Here is an 18,482-nt window from a genome sequence, read left to right on the forward strand (position 1 = left end):
GGCGGCGAAAGGGGGACGATGGATCTGGTTTGGCTCGGGGCGGCAATGGCCGCCTTTCTCGGAACGCACTTCGTGCTGTCGCACCCATTGCGTGCGCCGCTGGTACGTGCCCTTGGGGCCAGGGGATTTCAGGCTGTATATTCGCTGATCGCGCTGGCCACGTTCGGCTGGACGGTGATCGCCTTCGCCCGCACGCCGGCCGGAACGCCGCTGTGGGACGGCACGGCGCTGGTCCCGTGGATCGTCGCCAGCCTGCTGACACTGGTCGCGCTGGCGCTGTTCATGGCCTCGCTGGTGGGCAATCCCGCACTGCCGGGCGCGCGCGTCCACGGTCTTTCGGCCGTGCTGCCGCGCGGCGTGTTCAGGATCACCCGTCACCCGATGATGATGGGCTTCGCGCTCTGGTCGGTCTCGCACATCCTCATCGCACCCACTCCGCGCGGCTTCGTGCTGATGGGCGGCCTGCTGCTGCTGGCGCTGGGCGGATCGCACCTGCAGGACGAGAAGAAGAAGGCGCTCTACGGCACCGAATGGCGCTCATGGATGAAGCGCACCTCGTTCTGGCCGAACCTTGCCAATATCGGCGAATTGCGCATCTTCCTGCTCGGCGCGATCCTGCCCTGGCTGTTCGTGACCTGGCTGCACATCCCGCTCGCGCTGGTCCCGGCAGGGCCGTGGCGCTTCATCAGCGGCATGCTCTGACCCTGCCCCTCGCGCCCCTCTCCGCCGGGGGCGCGAAGGCAGCTGTCGTCAGGCGCGTGCTTCGTTCACGCCCGCGCTGTTGTGGCGCAGCGCCTTCAGCACCGTATCGACGATCTGCGGCGCATTGAGGCCGGCCTCGTCGTATTGCCGGTCGGGATTCTCGTGGTCCTGGAACACATCGGGCAGGCGCATGGTGCGGATCTTCAGCCCCGCATCGGTCAGCCCTTCGTCGCTCGCCAGAGTCAGCACGTGCGCGCCCAGGCCGCCGATCGCACCTTCCTCGATCGTCACCACCACGTCGTGCGTGGTCATCAGGCGACGGATCAGCGCCTCGTCCAGCGGCTTGGCGAAGCGCAGGTCGGCCACGGTGGTGGAAAGCCCGCGCGCATCGAGCTGGTCCGCGGCCTTGAGCGCCTCGGCCAGCCGGGTGCCGAGCGAAAGCAGCGCCACTTTGGATCCTTCGCGCACCACGCGGCCCTTGCCGATCTCCAGCCGCTGCGGAACCTCGGGCAGCGGCACGCCGGTGCCATTGCCGCGCGGATAGCGGAACGCAATCGGGCCGCTGTCATGCAACGCGGCGGTGTGCGTCATGTGCACCAGTTCGGCCTCGTCGGCCGCCGCCATCACCACCATGTTGGGCAGCGTGGCAAGGTAGGTGACGTCGAACGAGCCGGCGTGGGTCGCCCCGTCGGCGCCCACCAGCCCGGCGCGATCGATGGCGAAGCGCACCGGCAGGTTCTGGATCGCCACATCGTGCACCACCTGGTCGTAGGCGCGCTGCAGGAACGTGGAATAGATCGCGCAGAACGGGCGCATCCCTTCGGCGGCAAGGCCCGCGGCAAAGGTGACGGCGTGCTGCTCGGCAATACCCACGTCGAAGGTGCGGTCGGGATAGGCCTTGGCGAACTTGTCCAGCCCGGTGCCCGAAGGCATCGCGGCGGTGATCGCGCAGATCGTGGCATCGCGCGCGGCTTCCGCCACCAGCGCCTGCGCGAAGACATTGGTATAGCTGGGCGGGCCGCCCGCGCTCTTGACCTGCTCGCCGGTGATCACGTCGAACTTCTGGACGCCGTGATACTTGTCCGCCGCCGCTTCGGCCGGGGCATAGCCCTTGCCCTTCTGCGTCACCACGTGGATCAGGCACGGCCCTTCGGCCGCATCCCGCACGTTCTCCAGCACCGGGATCAGCTGGTCCAGGTTGTGCCCGTCGATGGGGCCGACATAATAGAAGCCCAGTTCCTCGAACAGGGTGCCGCCCATGGCCATGCCGCGCGCGAATTCGTCGGTCTTCTTCGCCGCCTTGTGCAGCGGTTCGGGCAAACGGCGCGACAGCTTGCGCAGCGTGTCGCGCAGGCCCAGGAACGGCCCCGACGAGACCAGCCGCGCAAGGTAGGCGGAAAGCCCGCCCACCGGCGGCGCGATCGACATGTCGTTGTCGTTCAGGATCACGATCAGGCGGTTGCCCGCAGCCTCGGCGTTGTTCATCGCCTCGTAGGCCATGCCCGCGCTCATCGCCCCGTCGCCAATCACCGCGATGCCCTTGCCCGGCCTGCCCGCCAGCTTGTTGGCGATGGCAAAGCCCAGCGCGGCCGAAATCGAGGTGGAGGAATGCGCCGTGCCGAACGGATCGTATTCGCTCTCGCTGCGCTTGGTGAAGCCGGAAAGGCCGCCACCCTGCCGCAAGGTGCGGATGCGGTCGCGCCGCCCGGTCAGGATCTTGTGCGGATAGGCCTGGTGGCCCACGTCCCAGATCAGCCGGTCCACCGGCGTGTCGAACACGTAGTGGATCGCCGTGGTCAGCTCGACCACGCCCAGCCCGGAGCCGAGGTGCCCGCCCGTCTGGCCGACGGCGGAAATCATTTCCGTACGCAGTTCATCCGCCAACTGGCGGAGCTGCGAAGGCTGGAGCTTGCGGAGGTCGGCAGGGGTGCCGACCGTATCGAGGAGCGGAGTGGCCGGAACAACGGACATTCGCCCGCCTTACACCCTTGTTTGCGCACGTCCAACCACAACAAAGCGTTTGCCCCCCAGGGCGGCACAACGGCAAGGCAAGGCGCATGACGACCATCGCCATCCGTCCCGCCACGCCCGCCGATCTTCCCGCCCTGCGCACGGTGATGGATGCGGCGATTGCGCAGCTGCAGACCGGCTTTCTCAGCCCGGAGCAGATCGAATCGAGCCGCGCGGTCATGGGCCTGGACCGGCAACTGGTTGAAGACGGGACCTATTTCGTCGCCGAGATGGACGGCACCCTGGCCGGCTGCGGCGGCTGGAGCCGGCGCGCCACACTTTATGGCGGCGATCACAGCGCGGGCCTGCGCGAGCCGCGTCTGCTTGATCCCGCCACCGAGGCCGCGCGCATCCGCGCGATGTACACCGTGCCCGCCTTCGCCCGCCGCGGCGTCGGCCGCGCGCTGCTGGCCCATTGCGAGGCGGCCGCGAAGGAAGAAGGGTTCACCCGCTGCGAACTGATGGGGACGCTCTCGGGCGTGCCGCTCTATGTGGTTTCGGGCTACAGCGTGATCGAGGAAATCGAGGACGACCGCGGCGGCGCACCGGTGCCACTGAAGCGCATGGGCAAGGCGCTCTAGGACGCGGTCAGATCGCCACGGGTTCGCTCAGGTGTCGTTAGGTGCCGTTCGGGCGCGCCTCAGGCACAGTGCTTGCACACCCCGCGCAGCTCCACCACCGGTCGCACATCGGCAAAGCCCGCCCCCTGCGCCGCCTGCCGCAAGGCGCCGGTCAGCCGGTCGTCGTCGAGGTGCGTGGCCTGTCCGCAAACGTCGCAGATCAGGAAGATGCAGTCGTGCCGGCAGCCGGGATGGGTGTTGGCGAGATAGGCGTTGGCGCTTTCCACCCGCCGGGCAAGGTTGGTGCGCACGAACAGGTCGAGGATGCGATAGACGCTGTTCGCGGCCACCCGCTTCCCCCGCCGCGCGCCCACGCTTTCGGCAATGTCATAGGCCGAGGCCGGCCGGTCGCGGCCCGCCAGCGCCTCGAACACGTCGGCGCGCATATCGGTCCATTGCTCGCCCGCCGAGACAAGCACGTCGCGCGCTGCGCCGATCAGGGTTTCCCCCGCGAAGTGGTGATGATGGTGGCCCGCCATGCCCGCCTAGATAGGCGCGCCGGACCGCTTCCGCAATTCAGTTGCGGGTGAAGGCGGCTTTCCAGAACTGCGGAAAAGTGCGCTGGAGCGCCGCCACCTTGGGCGCGTCCCAGCGCTTGATGTAGCCATGGTCGGGGTTTTTCAGCGCGAAATCCTGATGATAGGCCTCCGCCGCGAAGAACCCCTTGTACGGCTCGATCCGGGTGACGATCGGCCGCTTCCAGGGGTTGAGCACTTTCAACTGCGCGACATAGCCGGCGGCGACGCGGCGCTGTTCATTGTCCAGCGGAACCAGTGCATTGCGATACTGGGTGCCGGTGTCCGGCCCCTGCCGGTTCAGTTCGGTGGGATCGCTGGCGACGCCGAAGAACACCTGGAGCAGCTGGTCGTAGCGGACCACCGACGGATCGTAGGTGACGCGGATCGATTCGGCATGGCCGGTCGCCCCGCCGCTGACCGTCTCGTAATCCGCCTGCGCGCGATTGCCGCCGGTGTAGCCGGAAACGACGCTGGAGACGCCTTTTACGTGGCTGAACACCGCTTCCATGCCCCAGAAGCAGCCCCCTGCGAAAATCGCGGTTCGGGCGCCCGGCGCTTCGGCGGCTTTCACCGCCGCTTCGGGAGCGGCCACCACAGCCTCGGCCGAAGCCGGCTGCTGGCAGGCGCTGGCGGCGAAGGCGAGAGCCAGCCCCGCCCACAAGGTGCGAGGCCGGCGCGCCATCACCGGGGCGTCGTCGCGGTCTGGGACGCCACCACGGACGCCGGCTGGGCTGCCTCCTTCGCGTGGACTTGCGCCGCGATGCTCACGCCCATGCCCACGGTGCCCAGGGCAAAACCGAGCAGGAGCGAGCGATAGAAGTCCTTGGCGAAGAGGCCCATGGGGAAGATGTCCGTGGAGGGAGGGGATTTGGAGGAGCGAATTAGCCGCGCCCCTCTGACGCTGCAGTGAACAAACGCACAGCTTTTGCGATTATTCGCACCTGCAGCACGATCAGTCGCGCAAAGTGACCCAGATCGGAGCGTGATCGCTAGCTTTCTCGCGCCCGCGATAGGCCTTGTCGACGCCGGCGGAAACCAGCCGGTCGGCCAGTTCGGGCGAAAGCAGCGCATGGTCGATGCGGAAGCCATGATCGCGCTGCCACGCGCCGGCCTGATAGTCCCAGAAGGTCCACACACCGCCCTGCGAGTTGTGCAGGTCGATCGCGTCGGTCCAGCCATCGTTCAGCAGCCGGCGATAGGCATCGCGCGATTCGGGCTGCATCAGCGCATCGCTGGCCATGGCGCGGACCGAGAAGGTGTCCTTGTCCTCGGGGATCACGTTGTAGTCGCCGATCACCAGCGCAGGCCGTTCTTCGGCCGCGATCTCTCGCATGCGAGTGCGCAGGCGCTCCATCCAGCGCAGCTTGTAGTCGAACTTCGGCCCCGGCTGCGGATTACCGTTGGGCAGGTAGATGCAGACCACGCGCAGCCCGAAGACGTCGGCTTCCAGGTAGCGCGCGTGCTCATCCTCGGGATCGCCGGGCAAGCCGCGATGCGCTTCGACCGGCTGGACCCCATCGGCAAGGATGGCGACACCGTTGAAGCCCTTTTGCCCATGCCAGATCGCGTGATAGCCGATCTTCTCGAACTCGGCGGCGGGGAAGCCTTCGTCCTGCGTCTTGATCTCCTGCAGGCAGGCGACGCTGGGCCGGGTTTCCTCCAGCCATTCGAGCAAGCGGGGAAGGCGCGCCTTGATCCCGTTGATGTTGAACGATGCGACCTTGATCATACGCTGAAGCTGGCGCCGCAACCGCAACCCGATGCCGCCTGGGGGTTGGTGACGCGAAACGCCGACCCGCCGAGCGATTCGACATATTCGACGACCGCGCCCGAAACGAGGTCGAGGCTGACCGAATCGACCACCAGCTTGACCCCGTCGGTCTCGGCCACAGAATCGTCAGCGTCGGGCGCGTCGGCGAGGCCGAACTTGTACTGAAAGCCCGAGCAGCCGCCCCCTTCGACCGAGAGACGCAGGATCGCTGGCTTGGCCTGCTTCGCGGCAATGGCGGCGATGCGGGCGGCGGCGCTGGGCGCAAGGGTAACGGCGGGTTCGCTCATGCTTCCCGAGATAGGACTGCGCGGCCGCATCCTCAAGTCGGACGCGAAAAACTCACGCCGACTGGATGTAGCTGCGCATCGCTTCGGCTTCAGCCTCGATCGCGTCGAGCCGGTGCTTGACCAGATCGCCGATCGAGATGAACGCGACCATCCGTGCGCCGTCCATCACCGGCAGGTGACGCACACGGCGGCGAGTCATCAGGCCAAGCGCGTGCAGCACACTGTCCTGCGGCGTCACCGAAATGACCGGCGCGGTCATCACATCGCGCACTTTCATCCGCAACGCGTCGGACCCATGCGCCTGAAGGCAATAGAGCACGTCGCGTTCGGACAGGATTCCGGCAATCCCGGCGCCGGCATCTTCGACCGGCAAGGCGCCGATGCGCTTGGTGGCAAGGACTTCGACGGCGTCGGCCACGAGGTCTTCCGCGTGACAGCGCCACACTTCGCCCGAACGACCGGCGATGAGCCTGGCAATCGTCATGGCATCCTCCTTTCCCCTTGTCAGGGACGGGTTTCCCGCCTCCCGCAGGATGGATCATGACAGCATTGCGGCCAGTGTCAAAGCCAGTCTGGACGCCGATCCCGAACCTTGCCGCGGAGGCGCGCGATGCCCATGTTGCGGGCGATGCCCAGATCCCCCCAACCCCGTCCCTCGCCGCTGGACGACCCGCACAATGCCGCCCACGCGTGGACGCGCTATCGCCGCATGATGTGGGGCATGGGGGCGGTCACGTTGATCACGATCCTGGCGGTGTGGGCCTGGCTCTACAGCCAGTTCGGCCTCGTTTCGATCCACCTCTACATCGCCACGTTCCTGGGCATCGGGCTGACGATGATGCTGATGGCGGCGCTGATGGGGCTGGTGTTCCTCTCCAGCGGGACCGGCCACGACGAATCGATCGACGATCCCTTCGCCGACGAGGACTAACCGCCCGGCGGATGCAGCCGGAAGTCCTCGACCGGCACGCCGCCGATCACGTGTTCCTGGATGATCCGTTCCAGCACCGGCGGGGTGCACGAATGATACCAGACCCCATCGGGATAGACGACCGCGACCGGCCCGGCCACGCACACGCGCAGGCAGCCGACCTTGTTGCGCAGCACGCCCTGCGCCCCGCCCAGCTTCAGTTCGCCCAGCCGCTTCTTGAGGAAAGCCCAGGCCTCCTGCCCCACCTCGCGCGCGCAGCACTTGGCCTTTTCGGGATCGGCGCAGAGCAGGATGTGCCGGCGGGTGGAAAAACCGCCCAGCAGTTCGAGCGCGCGCTCGGCCTGCGCGACTTCGTCCGCGATGCTCACTTGAGCAGCCACGGACCCAGCCGGTCGCGGAAGTCCTCCGGCAGGGGAATCGCCTTCTGGCCGTCGGTGCAGACCACCACGGTGCGGCAGGTGGCGACCGCGCGCCCTTCCTGCACCAGCACCTGCTGCATCTGCCAGCTCGACCGGCCGATGTCGCAGGCCGCGACATGGCAGGTCATGGGCTGCGGGAAATGCGCCTGCGCGAGGTAGTCGATGGACACGCTCGCCACCATCGGCCGGAAGTTCTCCGCCCGGCGCAAGCCCAGCGCCATGTTGAAGCGCACCCGCCCGTCCTCCAGCACCGCCGCCATGGCAACGTTGTTGATGTGATCGTTCGGATCGAGGTCGGCAAAGCGCGTGGTGACCTCGTGGGCGAATGGGTAGCGCGCAGGATCGAGCAGCGCGGGATCGGGCTTGGCCATGGTGTCTCCCTGTCAGGGCGACGGGCTTAGCCTTCCTTGCCGCCCTTCCTCAACCAGCGATCGAGCCAGCGAAACACCGTCTGGTGCCACTGCAGCGAGTTCTTCGGCTTGAGCACCCAGTGGTTCTCGTCGGGGAAGACCAGCAGTTCGCTCGGCACCTTGCGCGTCTGGAGCGCGGTGAAGGCGGCAAGGCCCTGCGTATAGGGGATGCGGAAGTCCTTCTCGCTGGTCACCACCAGCATCGGCGTCTTCCACTTCGCCACGTGGTTCACCGGGTTCCACTTTTCATAGGCTTCGGGCGCATCGAAGTAGGTCTTCTGGCCGTGTTCCCACTCGTCGAACCACAGTTCCTCGGTCTCGTAGGCCATGGCGCGGGCATCGAACACGCCGTCATGCTGGACGATGCAGCGGAACTTGTCCGCCCAGTTCCCCTCGATCCAGTTCATCATGTAGCCGCCATAGGACGCCCCCATGGCGCAGGCGTTGTCCGTATCCACCTGCGCATCGACCGCAGCGGCGGCGGCGAAGCCCTTCTGCAGGTCCTCCAGCGGCTTGCCGCCCCAATCGTTGTTGATCGCGTCGGTGAAGGCCTGCCCGTATCCGGTGGAGCCGTGGAAATCGACCGAGACCACGGCATAGCCCTGCGATGCGACGACGCGCGGGTTCCAGCGGTTGGACCAGGCATCGTTGAACGATCCCTGCGGCCCGCCGTGGACGTAAAGGATGCCCGGCAGCTTGCCCGCCGCGCCAGCCGGCTTGGTGATCTGGCCCCACACCGTATCGCCATTGGCGCCGGCGAAGCTGAAGCGGCGGGTGACGACCGGCGCGCGCGCGGCCAGCGCCGAGGCCGCAATGTCGGTCAGCCGCGTGGCACCCTTGCCGGGTTTGCCCACGTAGATTTCCGCCGGGGCATCGATCGAATCGCGGGTGAATACCACGCGCCCGTCCCTGAGCGGGGTGACGTTGCCGATGTGGCCTTCGCGCCCCTTGGCGGGCGACAGGGCAAGACGGACAACCTTGCCGGACTTCGGATCAATCCGGAACGCGGGCGTATCCAGCACGTCCTCGGCGGTGGCGATCAGCGCCTTGCCATCGGGCGTCCATTGCAGCGTATCGACCGAGCGGTCCCAGCCGCCGGTCAGTTCGCGCCGCTCGCCGGTGCGCAGATTCAGCAGGTTCACCACCAGCCGGTCCGCCTCGTAGGTGGGGCGCGCCATCGCCGTCCACGCAAGCCATTGGCCGTCTGGCGAAAGTGCGGGGGCGGTGTCGGTCGCCTTGTTGGCGGCGGTGAGGTTCCTGGGCGCATCGCCGTTCACCGGCGCCCACCACAGGTCGAGATTGGTCGAGCGCGGCTCGTCGCGGTCGGCCTGGCGGGCGACATAGACCACCGCGCTGCTGTCCGCGCTCCACGCCACTTGCGCGCCGTCGCCGAAGGGCTTGGTGGGCGCATCGCCGACCAGCCCGCCGTTCGCCGCATCGCCATCGAGCGCGCGGCCGGTGTCGGTATTCACGCGGCCATCGGTGCCCAGCGCGTAGGCGAAGACGCGGCTGTAATTGCCGGGCGTTTCCCAGGCATCCCAGTGCCGCACGAAGCCGGTGCTATCCTTGTAGAGGCGGCCGGTGCCGGGACCGGGCTGGCTGGTGTTGCCGTCGCTGGCGCAGCCGCCGAAGGTCGGGCAATCGCGCGCGATGTCACCCCAGACGGCAAGGCGCTTGCCATCAGGCGAAAGCTTGAAGCCGGAGACGTCGGCCTTGAAGGCGGTCACGGGCACCGCCAGCGCGCCTGCTCCGGCGGGCGCGGCGATCTTCCAGACCTGCGTGCCCGCGTCCTTCCCGCCCTGCTTGCCATCGGACAGGAACCACAGGCTGCCATCCGGCGCGAAGGCGGGATCGCTGACCGCACCATCGACCGCAACCTGGCGCGCCGCCGCCCTGGCATCGCCCAGCGGCCGCAGCCACAGCGAGGTGGTGCGCGCGTAGCTCACGGGATCGGTGGTGGTGACAGTGTAGGCGAGCAGCTTGCCATCAGGCGAAACAGCCAGGCTGCCGAAGCGCCCCAGCGTGACGAGATCCTGCGCCGAGAACGGCTGGGGAACGCCTTGCGCCTGTGCCGGAGCGGCAGAAAAGGAAGCAGCAAGAGCAAGCGAAAGCGCGGCGCGCGACAGAAAACTGGTTTTCATGGAAACCAGATACGAACTTTCTTGCGGGAAGGCCAGCCCATGCGCACCTCACGCATCAGGCGAAAATGTCAGCTTTTCTTGCCGACGATCCGCGCGATTTCGGTCGCGACCATCTTCTCCACCATCGGCGGCAGGTTCTTGTCGAGCCACTCGGCCAGCATCGGGCGCAGCATTTCGCGCACGAGGCCTTCGAGCGAAGTTTCCCCGGATCGCACGATCTGGGGCGGGACACCGGGTTCGGACAGCATGGCAAGCGCCGCGAGCGAATCGCGCATCGAAGCGGCGGTGGTTTCGGGCAGCAGCGGGCTATCGGCCGTGGGCGCTTCCGCGCCGTCAGCCCCGACGCTGTCGTCCGAAAGAATGTGTGCGGCGATCTCGGTCAGGTCGAGCACTTCGTGCACGCGCGACGAGACGGAGACGGCTGGCGCTTCGGCGGCAGCGGGTGCATCGCGGCGGGCGCGCGCCTGTGCGGCTTCGGCCCGGTTGTCGCGGGCGATCACCTTCTTGATCGATTCGAGAATTTCCTCGACCGACGGTTCACCTGCCTGACGCATAAGCGTATTCCGAACCCCTGTTGTGCCGCCAGCGGCAGCGCCTGCCCGAATCCCCCTCAGGGGGCAGGTTGTGGCGCGATTGTCGCATCCTGCGCCGGCGTGTCAACGGTACGCGTCGATACGGGCTTGGGCGCGGGATCCTTCGCCCAGTCCCAGATCTTGCCCTTCACCCGGTCGTAGTTGACCTGCGGATCATAGAGCACGGCGCTTTCCGGACCGGCATCGAGCGCGAGGTCCTTGGCCTGCGCCTTGCCCATCGCCGCCAGCAGGTTGAACCCGGCGACATAAGCATTGCGACGCGCCGCGACGAGTTGCACCTGCGCCCGCAGCAGTTCCTGCTCCGCATCGAGGATGTTGAGGATGGTGCGGTTGCCCACGGTGTTTTCCGCGCGCACGCCTTCAAGGCTGAGCGCCGCCGCATCGACCGCCGTCTGGTTCATGGCGATGACGTCGTTCGCCGCCTTCCACGAGGTGTAGGCCGAACGGACGGTGGCGACCACGTCGCGCTCGATCGAGATCTCACGCTCCAGAGTCGCGCCCTCGACCGCTTGCGCCTGGCGTTCGCGCGCGGCGGGCAGGCCGCCCTGGAACAGCGGGATCGAGGCCGAAACCCCGGCCTGCGCCGTGGTCTGGTTCTGGCTGGTCCGCACGCTTCCGGCACTGCCCAGCGTGCCGAGGTAATCGGTGTAGTTGCCGCTGGTGAAGATCGACACGCGCGGCAGACGCCCGGCGCCCGCCACCTTGGAATCGTAGCGCGCGGCCTTGCTGCGTTCGCGCGCGGCGGCCAGATCGGGATTGCTGTCGAGCGCGATGTCGACGGCATCGTCGGGCGCCGGCGGCAGGCCGGCGAGCGGCGGCGGCGGCTGCAGATCCACCGGAGCCTTGCCCACGATCTGGATGTAGCGTTCGCGGCTGGCGACAAGGTTCGCCTCGGCGGTGCGCAGATCGCCCCGCGCCAGCGCCAGACGGGAATTGGACTGCGCCACGTCGGTGCGGGTCACGTCGCCGATCTCGTAGCGGTCGCTCGTCGCCTTGAGGTTGACCTGGAGCACGTCGACGTTGTTGCGGTTGAGCCCGACGATCGCCTGGTCGCGAATCACGTCCATGTAGGCGGCGACCGCCTGCGCGAACACGCCGCTTTCGATCCCGCGCAGGTCCGCCTGCCCGGCGACGACGCGGGTCTTGGCCGCGCGGATCGAATTCTTGACCGCGCCGCCCGCATAGACCGGCACCGACAGCGAAACGTCGCTGGAAAAGGCGCGATCGGGCGCGAGGAAGCTGTTGGCCGTCTTCTTGACGAACTCGCTGTAGCTGGCCGTGCCCGAAAGGCTGGGCAGCGCGGCGGAACGCGCGATGGGCACGCCCTCGTCCGTGGCGCGCTGGTTGGCGCGCGCAGCCTGGAGATCGGGATTGGTCTGGTAGGCGGCGACCAGGGCTCCGCGCAGGTCATCGGCCAAGGCCGGCGTGGCGAACGCCGCCATGGCGCCGGCCAGCAGCACGGCGCGAAGTCTGCCCTGTCTCATCGCGTCAGAAGCTCCATTTCTTCGGCGCGGCGAACTCCGGGAACGCGGCGAAATCGGCTTCGCCGAGATTGGTCAGCACCAGTTCGCCGGCGATCTTGCGGCCGATGGCGAGACGCGCCACGCCGCGTTCGACCAGCCCGGTGACGACGCGTCCGTGGTCCGCCAGCGCGGCGGCGAGGCCCGCGGGCACCGCTTCGACCGCACCATCGACGAGGATCAGCGAATAGGGACCGGTCGCCGACCAGTCATCGGCGGTGCCGGCCTGCGTCACGCTGCCCGCCAGCTTGCCGGCCAGCGCAGCGAGGTAGGCGCCGGGCTTGCCGATCACCAGCACCTTGTCGTCCGGCGCGATGTCCGCCGCGGTCAGCATCTGCCCGTGGGTCAGCGCCGGGGCCAGCACGGTGCCATCGCCCAGCGGCACGGCGCGGTCGGCATAGGCCACCGCGCGGCGATCCGCCGGCACGAAATCCTCGCGCACGACCGTGTCGAATGCCGACAGGATGGCCGGGTCGTTCACGCCGCTCACCCGCAGCTGGCTGTCGATCATCGCGCGGCGCGCCTGCGCCGCATCGGCGTTGGCAGGGCGTTCTTCCACCAAGGTCATGAATGTTCCCTCATCACCGGTCCGGCGTGCATCGCCCCGCCGTGTCCTGCAGCGCCGATACACCGGGCCAATCCACCGGATCAATCCGTGCTGCGACGGCCTGTAGAATATCACTGGAGCCGCGCCAAGCGCTTTGCAACGACGCCAGTCGGCGCTTATGGGGCCTTCATCGAACGACAACGAGGGAGTCTGCGCCGTGCGCGAGATGGTGACGATCCGCGAAGCCGACCTGATCGACAGCGTGGCGGATGCGCTGCAGTATATCAGCTACTTCCACCCGATGGACTACATCCGTGCGCTGGGTGAAGCCTACAAGGCCGAGCAAGGCCCGGCGGCCAAGGATGCGATCGCGCAGATCCTCACCAACAGCCGGATGTGCGCCGAAGGGCACCGCCCGATCTGCCAGGACACCGGCATCGTCAACGTGTTCATCGAGTGGGGCCAGGACTGCCGCCTCGACAGCGACCTGTCGTTGCAGGACGTGGTCGATGAAGGCGTGCGCCGCGCCTACATGAACCCCGACAACAAGCTGCGCGCCTCGGTGCTGGCCGATCCCGCATTCACCCGCCGCAACACGAAGGACAACACGCCCTGCGTGCTTCATGTCGAGATGGTGAAGGGCAACAAGGTCACCGTCGATGTCGCGGCCAAGGGCGGCGGCAGCGAGAACAAGTCCAAGTTCAAGATGATGAATCCCAGCGATTCGATCGTCGACTGGGTGGTCGAGATGCTGCCGCAGATGGGCGCAGGCTGGTGCCCGCCCGGGATGCTCGGCATCGGCATCGGCGGCACCGCCGAACACTGCGTCCTGCTCGCCAAGAAGGCGCTGATGGAGCCGATCGACATGGCCCAGCTGAAGGAGCGCGGGCCGCAGAACGATATCGAGAAGCTGCGCATCGAGATCTTCGACAAGGTCAACGCGCTGGGCATCGGCGCGCAGGGCCTGGGCGGTCTTTCGACGATCCTCGACGTCAAGATCATGGACGCACCGTGCCATGCCGCTGGCAAGCCGGTGGCGATGATCCCCAACTGCGCCGCCACGCGCCACGCGCACTTCACGCTCGACGGTTCGGGTCCGAACTATCTCGAACGGCCGAAGCTGGACGAATGGCCGGAAGTGCACTGGGCGCCGGATTCCGCGGCCAAGCGCGTCGATCTCGACACGCTGACCCCCGAAGACGTGCAGGGCTGGAAGGCAGGCGACCGCCTGCTGCTGAACGGCAAGATGCTCACCGGCCGCGATGCCGCACACAAGCGCATCAAGGACATGCTGGCCAAGGGCGAGCAGCTGCCCGTCGATTTCAAGGGCCGCGTGATCTACTACGTCGGCCCGGTCGATCCGGTGCGCGAGGAAGTCGTCGGTCCCGCCGGCCCCACCACCGCCACGCGCATGGACAGCTTCTCCGATCTGATGCTCGACCTTGGCCTGCTGGCCAGCGTGGGCAAGGCCGAGCGCGGCCCCGCCGCCACCCAGTCGATCGCCAACCACAAGTCGGCCTACCTGATGGCCGTGGGCGGCGCCGCCTACCTCGTCGCTCGCGCGATCAAGGAAGCCAAGGTCGTCGGCTTCGAGGACCTTGGCATGGAAGCCATCTATGAGTTCACCGTCGAGGATATGCCGGTGACCGTGGCGGTCGATTCCGATGGCCAGAACGTCCACCAGCTTGCGCCGCTGGTGTGGAAGAAGAAGATCGCGGAAGAACACCTGCTTCCGGCATGATCAGTTGGCCGATGCGCCCCTGCTGATGGCCGGGGCGCATCGGCCGAATCCACCAACCGCCGACTCCTGCCGACCAGCACGCTGGCACAAGGCCGCGCGGGCGGTGTAGAACCGGGCGATGGCATCCAGCCCCGCGTCCTCCCTGACGGAGCCAGAAGCGCTCCCCTTGCGCCCCCATGTTCCCGCCCGGCAGGTCGTGCTGTCGGCGCTGGCGCTGTGGCTGTGCTATTTCGTGCTCATCACCCTGCGCGGGCTGGTGGTGGAACTGGGCGAGTTCCAGGAACTGCTGTGGCGGCGCGCGCTGGTGACGCTGGCGGGAATCGCGGTCACGCTGCTCGCCTGGCCGCTGATCCGCCGCTTCGACGGGCGCAGCATCGGGCTGCGCGTGGGCGCTTCGCTGGTGATCATGCTGCCCGCCGCTCTCGCGCTCGCGGTGGTCAATCAGCAGGCGTTCGCCCCGGTGGAACAGCGCTTCCTTGACCGCGTTGCCGCCGAGGAAGCCGCCAAGGCGCGCGGAGCCACAGCCGCGCCGGCACCGGACGCGAACGCCGGCGGCGACCAGCCCGGCGATGCCGCTTCGACGTCGGTCACGACATCGACCGGTGTCCGGGTGCGGCATGATGTGTCCGGCAATGTGCTGGTGGACGTGATGGACCCTATCGCAGCGCCCGTCCCGCCTGAGCCTGCCCCGCCGCCGCCTGCCCCGGTGGCGCCGCAGGCCAAGGCTGCGCCGCCCGCGCCGCCGGAAATCCCGCTCTCGATCCGCAGCAGGGCGGACGGCAGTTCGGAAATGCTCGCTCCCGGCGGCGTGGTGATCCGGCGCAACGCCGACGGCACGGCGCAAGTGCGCGCCGGCGGCATGGTCGTCCAGGTCGACGGCGCCGATGCCGACGAGATCGCGCGCGGCATCGAGGAAGCACGCCGCCACACCCTGGAAGCACGCGGCGAAATGGCGGCCGACGCGCGGCGCGAAGCCGAGGAAGCCCGCCGCGAGGCACTGGAGGAAACGCGCCGCGCGCTGGCCGAGGCGGGCATCGCCATGCCGCCCGCCCCGCCAGCTCCGCCCGTGCCCCCCCGCGCAGCCGCTCCATCGGGGAAAACCGCCCCCGCGCACAAGGCCCCCCCCGCAGTAAGGCCCGCAGCACGGCCCGCGCCCCACCCCGCGGCAGTACCGACCGCGGCCGCCACGCCAAAGGCCGTGCCCTCCCCGGCCCCGGAACCTGCGGCTTATCCCGCCCCCGCCCCCGTGCACGCCAAAGTCATCCGGAAGGCCGTCGAGGACGAAGGGCTGTGGCGCCAGCTCACCGATGTCGCGCTCGGCCGTTATTTCCTGCTGATCGCCTGGGCTGCGCTCTATCTCGCGCTCGGCAATGGCGAGATGGCGCGCGCTGCCGAACAGCGCGAAGGCGAATATCGGCGCGCGGCCAAGTCCGCCGAGCTGCGCAGCCTGCGCTATCAGGTCAATCCGCACTTCCTGTTCAACACGCTCAATTCGCTGTCGGCGCTGGTGATGGTGGGGCGCAGCGAGCAGGCGGAGAAGATGATCCAGACGATCTCCAGCTTCTACCGCCACAGCCTTGCCACCGATCCCACCGCCGACGTGCCGCTCTCGGACGAAATCGCGCTGCAGCGGCACTATCTCGAAATCGAGGCGGTGCGTTTTCCCGAACGCCTGCGCACCGAATTCGACGTGCCGGAAGACCTGATGAGCGCCTGCGTGCCGGGGATGATCCTGCAACCGCTGGTCGAAAACTCTATCAAGTACGCGGTTTCGGCGAGCACACGCCCCGTCACCATCCGCATCGCCGCGCGCGAGGCGAGCGGGCTGCTGGTGCTGACCGTGGCCGACGACGGGCCGGGCAAGGTCGGCGAATCCGGCAGCACCGGCATCGGCCTGGACAATGTGCGCCAGCGCCTGGCCGCGCGCTTTGGCGACCGAGCGCGGGTGGAGAGCGCGGCGCTGCCCGCAGGCGGCTACGCTACCGTCCTGACACTGCCGGTGATACACCATGACTGTTGAAAATCAGAAGCTTGAGGGGGAAATCATGCGCACGCTGATCGTCGATGACGAGCCGCTCGCAGTCGAACGGATGCAGATCCTCTGCGCCCGCATTCCGGCGTTGCAGGTGGTCGGCACCGCGAGCGATGGCGGGCAGGCCCTGCGCCTCGTCACTGCGCTCGCACCCGATCTGGTGCTGCTCGACATGACCATGCCCGAAGTGGATGGCCTTTCCGTGGCGCGCGCATTGGCGGACCAGCCGCAGCGACCCGGCGTGGTGTTCGTGACCGCGCACGATCATTTCGCGGTGGAAGCGTTCGACCTCGACGCGGTGGACTACGTGCTGAAGCCCGTCGCGCAGGAGCGGCTCGAACGCGCCGTGGAACGCGCGCAGGAACGCGTGACCGCACGCCGCGCCGCGCCCGAGCAACCCGCCTCCGCGCCCGGCAGCGCGTGGATCGAAGAGTTCTGGGTGCCTCATCGCAGCGAGCTTGTGCGCATTGCCGCATCCGATCTCGACCGCATCGACGCAGAGCGCGACTATGTGCGCCTTCACGTGGGCGAGCGATCGTACCTGATGCTGCATACGATCCAGGGGCTGGAGAACCGGCTCGATCCCGAACGCTTCATCCGCCTTCACCGCTCTACCATCGTCCGGCGGGACCGCATCGCCGGCTTGCGGCACGACGGGCTGGGCGTGTGGTCCGCCGAGCTTGCCGATGGCACCATGCTGCGGATCGGACGAACTTTTCTGTCCAAAGTCAAAGGGATGGCAGGCCGATAAGGGCCATAGAGCCGTTGCAACGGCGGGGGTTCTGCAACAATATCCGAATCTGAGGTAACGGCTCGGCAAGATTCGTCACGTTACAAGGACTTCGGTCGGAACAGACGTGCGTCCGGCCCAGAGGGGGCAGCGCGTCGGGGGAATAAGCTTGCTCGAGGGGAACGACGAGCCGGACGATACCAAAGCCTCGGAGAGCGATGCCTCCGACGAGTCCGGCCATGCGAGCAGCGACCAGCGCGGCTCGCCCCGCTTTACCCTGCTGATTCGCGCCGCCAAGCTGGTGGTCGACGGACGCGAATTCCTCTGCATTCTGCGCGACGCGTCCGCCACCGGGCTCAAGGTCCGGCTGTTCACGCCCCTGCCCGAGCATCGGGATTTGCGCATCGAATTGGCCAATGGCGATCGCTATCCAATCGAACTGGTATGGCATTCGGACGATTACGCCGGCTTCCGCTTCCAGGAAGAAGTCGAAATCGAGCGCCTGCTGGACGAAAGCCATGGCGGCTTTCCCCGGCGGCAGGTGCGGCTGCGCATCGCGCTGAACGCCATGCTCCATTCGGGCGGGGAGGCGGTGCGCATCGCATTCAACGATATCTCGCAGCAGGGCGCCGGTATCGAATGCGACAAGTGGCTGCTGATGAACGAGCTGGTGAAGATCGAGACCGGGGTGATGCCGGCGATCTACGCCAAGGTGCGCTGGCGCAGCCACCCCCGCTATGGCCTGGTGTTCGAGCAGACGTTCAAGCTCGACGAACTCGCCCGCATTTCTGCGCCGCTGCAACTGGGGCAGGCGATCCGCGATGCGGAAGCAGGCAAGGATAGCGAAGCGGGTGCCCGCGCGACCGGCTGATGCCGGTGCGCGCACCCGGTGATTGACCGGCAGAGCAAGGCGCGGGATAAGACCCGCACCGTGCCAGAGGGAATGCCGATGAACCGCAAGTCACTGATCCGCGCCGCTTCCGTGTCCTTGCTGCTCGCCCCCGCGCTCGCGGCGGCCAAGGAATCGCCGATCACCGACTCGCTTCCTCCCGTGTTCCAGGCGGTGGCCGATTGCCGCCAGCTGACGGCGGACGCGGAACGGCTGGCTTGCTACGATCGCAACGTCGCCACGATGGTCTCCGCGCGCGAAAACCACGATCTTGTCGTCGCCGACCGGGCCACGCTGCGCGAAACCAAGAAGGGCCTGTTCGGGTTCACGCTGCCCAAGCTGAAGCTGTTCGGCAACACCGAAGGCGAGGACATCCAGGAAATCGAAACCACGATCAGCCTGGTCCGTCCCGCGAAGGACGGCTACGCGGTATTCACCCTTGCCGATGGCGCACGGTGGAAGCAGACCGACGGCGGCAAGAGCTGGGCCAAGCCGGGTGACAAGATCCGCATCAAGCGCGGCGCGCTGGGCAGTTTCATGGCGAACGTGGGCAACGCTGCCGCCGTTCGCGTGATGCGGCTGGCCAACTGACCGTTCGACGAGTCGCCGAACCGCCAGTCA

The 18,482-nt window shown here is 67.6% G+C and carries 21 protein-coding genes; 8 read left to right on the plus strand and 13 right to left on the minus strand.

All coding sequences use genetic code 11. The features are described from left to right. Positions 1 to 18: 18 nt before the first annotated feature. Positions 19 to 702: an NnrU family protein gene (locus tag OLX02_RS05100; protein WP_264420794.1), complete on the plus strand. Its 684-nt coding sequence runs from the start codon at positions 19 to 21 to the stop codon at positions 700 to 702. Positions 703 to 750: 48 nt separating this feature from the next. Here the strand turns inward: OLX02_RS05100 and dxs are convergent, their stop codons facing one another. Next, the gene (gene dxs / locus OLX02_RS05105; protein ID WP_264420795.1) at positions 751 to 2,673 is read right to left on the minus strand and encodes a 1-deoxy-D-xylulose-5-phosphate synthase; all 1,923 of its coding nucleotides are present in this window, start codon (positions 2,671 to 2,673) and stop codon (positions 751 to 753) included. An 86-nt stretch (positions 2,674 to 2,759) separates the two neighbouring features. Between dxs and OLX02_RS05110 the strand changes: the two genes are divergently transcribed. Beyond that, the gene (locus OLX02_RS05110; RefSeq protein WP_264420797.1) at positions 2,760 to 3,293 is read left to right on the plus strand and encodes a GNAT family N-acetyltransferase; all 534 of its coding nucleotides are present in this window, start codon (positions 2,760 to 2,762) and stop codon (positions 3,291 to 3,293) included. A gap of 59 nt (positions 3,294 to 3,352) precedes the next feature. Here OLX02_RS05110 and OLX02_RS05115 read toward each other — a convergent pair whose 3' ends face one another. The 6 genes from OLX02_RS05115 to OLX02_RS05140 form a co-directional block, all read right to left on the minus strand. Then, the gene (locus OLX02_RS05115) at positions 3,353 to 3,811 is read right to left on the minus strand and encodes a Fur family transcriptional regulator (protein WP_264420798.1); all 459 of its coding nucleotides are present in this window, start codon (positions 3,809 to 3,811) and stop codon (positions 3,353 to 3,355) included. A 37-nt stretch (positions 3,812 to 3,848) separates the two neighbouring features. Continuing rightward, positions 3,849 to 4,532, minus strand: coding sequence for a peptide-methionine (S)-S-oxide reductase MsrA (gene msrA, locus OLX02_RS05120; RefSeq protein ID WP_264420800.1), 684 nt, complete (start codon positions 4,530 to 4,532; stop codon positions 3,849 to 3,851). Then, entirely contained in the window at positions 4,532 to 4,690 is a 159-nt protein-coding gene (locus OLX02_RS05125) for a hypothetical protein (RefSeq protein ID WP_264420802.1), read from the minus strand. The genes msrA and OLX02_RS05125 overlap by 1 nt, the downstream gene beginning before the upstream one ends. 112 nt (positions 4,691 to 4,802) lie before the next feature. Next, complete coding sequence (xth, locus tag OLX02_RS05130; RefSeq protein ID WP_264420803.1) at positions 4,803 to 5,579, minus strand: exodeoxyribonuclease III; 777 nt, start codon at positions 5,577 to 5,579, stop codon at positions 4,803 to 4,805. After that, entirely contained in the window at positions 5,576 to 5,908 is a 333-nt protein-coding gene (locus OLX02_RS05135) for a HesB/IscA family protein (RefSeq protein ID WP_264420804.1), read from the minus strand. Before OLX02_RS05135 ends, xth begins: the two co-directional genes overlap by 4 nt. A gap of 52 nt (positions 5,909 to 5,960) precedes the next feature. Next, positions 5,961 to 6,392 carry a CBS domain-containing protein gene (locus tag OLX02_RS05140; protein WP_264420806.1) on the minus strand — a complete coding sequence of 144 codons (432 nt, stop codon included), beginning with the start codon at positions 6,390 to 6,392 and terminating at the stop codon, positions 5,961 to 5,963. Between the two features lie 126 nt (positions 6,393 to 6,518). Here OLX02_RS05140 and OLX02_RS05145 point away from each other — a divergent pair, with 126 nt between their 5' ends. Next, the gene (locus OLX02_RS05145; RefSeq protein ID WP_264420807.1) at positions 6,519 to 6,839 is read left to right on the plus strand and encodes a hypothetical protein; all 321 of its coding nucleotides are present in this window, start codon (positions 6,519 to 6,521) and stop codon (positions 6,837 to 6,839) included. Here the strand turns inward: OLX02_RS05145 and OLX02_RS05150 are convergent. From OLX02_RS05150 to OLX02_RS05175, 6 genes are all read right to left on the minus strand, one after another. Next, the gene (locus tag OLX02_RS05150; RefSeq protein WP_413630067.1) at positions 6,836 to 7,207 is read right to left on the minus strand and encodes a (2Fe-2S) ferredoxin domain-containing protein; all 372 of its coding nucleotides are present in this window, start codon (positions 7,205 to 7,207) and stop codon (positions 6,836 to 6,838) included. The two genes, OLX02_RS05145 and OLX02_RS05150, sit on opposite strands and share 4 nt — an antisense overlap. After that, positions 7,204 to 7,629, minus strand: coding sequence for an acyl-CoA thioesterase (locus tag OLX02_RS05155; RefSeq protein ID WP_264420809.1), 426 nt, complete (start codon positions 7,627 to 7,629; stop codon positions 7,204 to 7,206). The genes OLX02_RS05150 and OLX02_RS05155 overlap by 4 nt, the downstream gene beginning before the upstream one ends. A gap of 26 nt (positions 7,630 to 7,655) precedes the next feature. Next, positions 7,656 to 9,809 carry an alpha/beta hydrolase family protein gene (locus OLX02_RS05160; RefSeq protein ID WP_264420811.1) on the minus strand — a complete coding sequence of 718 codons (2,154 nt, stop codon included), beginning with the start codon at positions 9,807 to 9,809 and terminating at the stop codon, positions 7,656 to 7,658. A gap of 68 nt (positions 9,810 to 9,877) precedes the next feature. Further along, positions 9,878 to 10,363, minus strand: coding sequence for a DUF2497 domain-containing protein (locus OLX02_RS05165; RefSeq protein WP_264420813.1), 486 nt, complete (start codon positions 10,361 to 10,363; stop codon positions 9,878 to 9,880). Positions 10,364 to 10,419: 56 nt separating this feature from the next. Next, positions 10,420 to 11,886: a TolC family outer membrane protein gene (locus tag OLX02_RS05170; protein ID WP_264420815.1), complete on the minus strand. Its 1,467-nt coding sequence runs from the start codon at positions 11,884 to 11,886 to the stop codon at positions 10,420 to 10,422. Positions 11,887 to 11,890: 4 nt separating this feature from the next. After that, the gene (locus tag OLX02_RS05175) at positions 11,891 to 12,490 is read right to left on the minus strand and encodes a protein-L-isoaspartate O-methyltransferase family protein (protein WP_264420817.1); all 600 of its coding nucleotides are present in this window, start codon (positions 12,488 to 12,490) and stop codon (positions 11,891 to 11,893) included. Between the two features lie 205 nt (positions 12,491 to 12,695). Between OLX02_RS05175 and OLX02_RS05180 the strand changes: the two genes are divergently transcribed. The 5 genes from OLX02_RS05180 (at position 12,696) to OLX02_RS05200 (ending at position 18,452) form a co-directional block, all read left to right on the plus strand. Further along, the gene (locus OLX02_RS05180) at positions 12,696 to 14,210 is read left to right on the plus strand and encodes a fumarate hydratase (protein WP_264421189.1); all 1,515 of its coding nucleotides are present in this window, start codon (positions 12,696 to 12,698) and stop codon (positions 14,208 to 14,210) included. Between the two features lie 118 nt (positions 14,211 to 14,328). Further along, on the plus strand, positions 14,329 to 16,230 hold the full coding sequence (locus OLX02_RS20180) for a sensor histidine kinase (RefSeq protein ID WP_413630068.1): 1,902 nt from the start codon (positions 14,329 to 14,331) through the stop codon (positions 16,228 to 16,230). Then, the gene (locus OLX02_RS05190; protein ID WP_264420819.1) at positions 16,220 to 16,993 is read left to right on the plus strand and encodes a LytR/AlgR family response regulator transcription factor; all 774 of its coding nucleotides are present in this window, start codon (positions 16,220 to 16,222) and stop codon (positions 16,991 to 16,993) included. Before OLX02_RS20180 ends, OLX02_RS05190 begins: the two co-directional genes overlap by 11 nt. A 148-nt stretch (positions 16,994 to 17,141) precedes the next feature. After that, positions 17,142 to 17,843, plus strand: a complete 702-nt coding sequence (locus OLX02_RS05195; protein WP_264420821.1) for a PilZ domain-containing protein — start codon at positions 17,142 to 17,144, stop codon at positions 17,841 to 17,843. A gap of 78 nt (positions 17,844 to 17,921) precedes the next feature. Further along, positions 17,922 to 18,452 (plus strand): hypothetical protein, encoded by a 531-nt coding sequence (locus tag OLX02_RS05200; protein ID WP_264420823.1) that lies wholly within the window; start codon positions 17,922 to 17,924, stop codon positions 18,450 to 18,452. The last annotated feature ends 30 nt before the right edge of the window (positions 18,453 to 18,482 follow it).

The organism is Novosphingobium sp. KCTC 2891 (assembly GCF_025938155.1).
Classification (GTDB): Bacteria; Pseudomonadota; Alphaproteobacteria; order Sphingomonadales; family Sphingomonadaceae; genus Novosphingobium.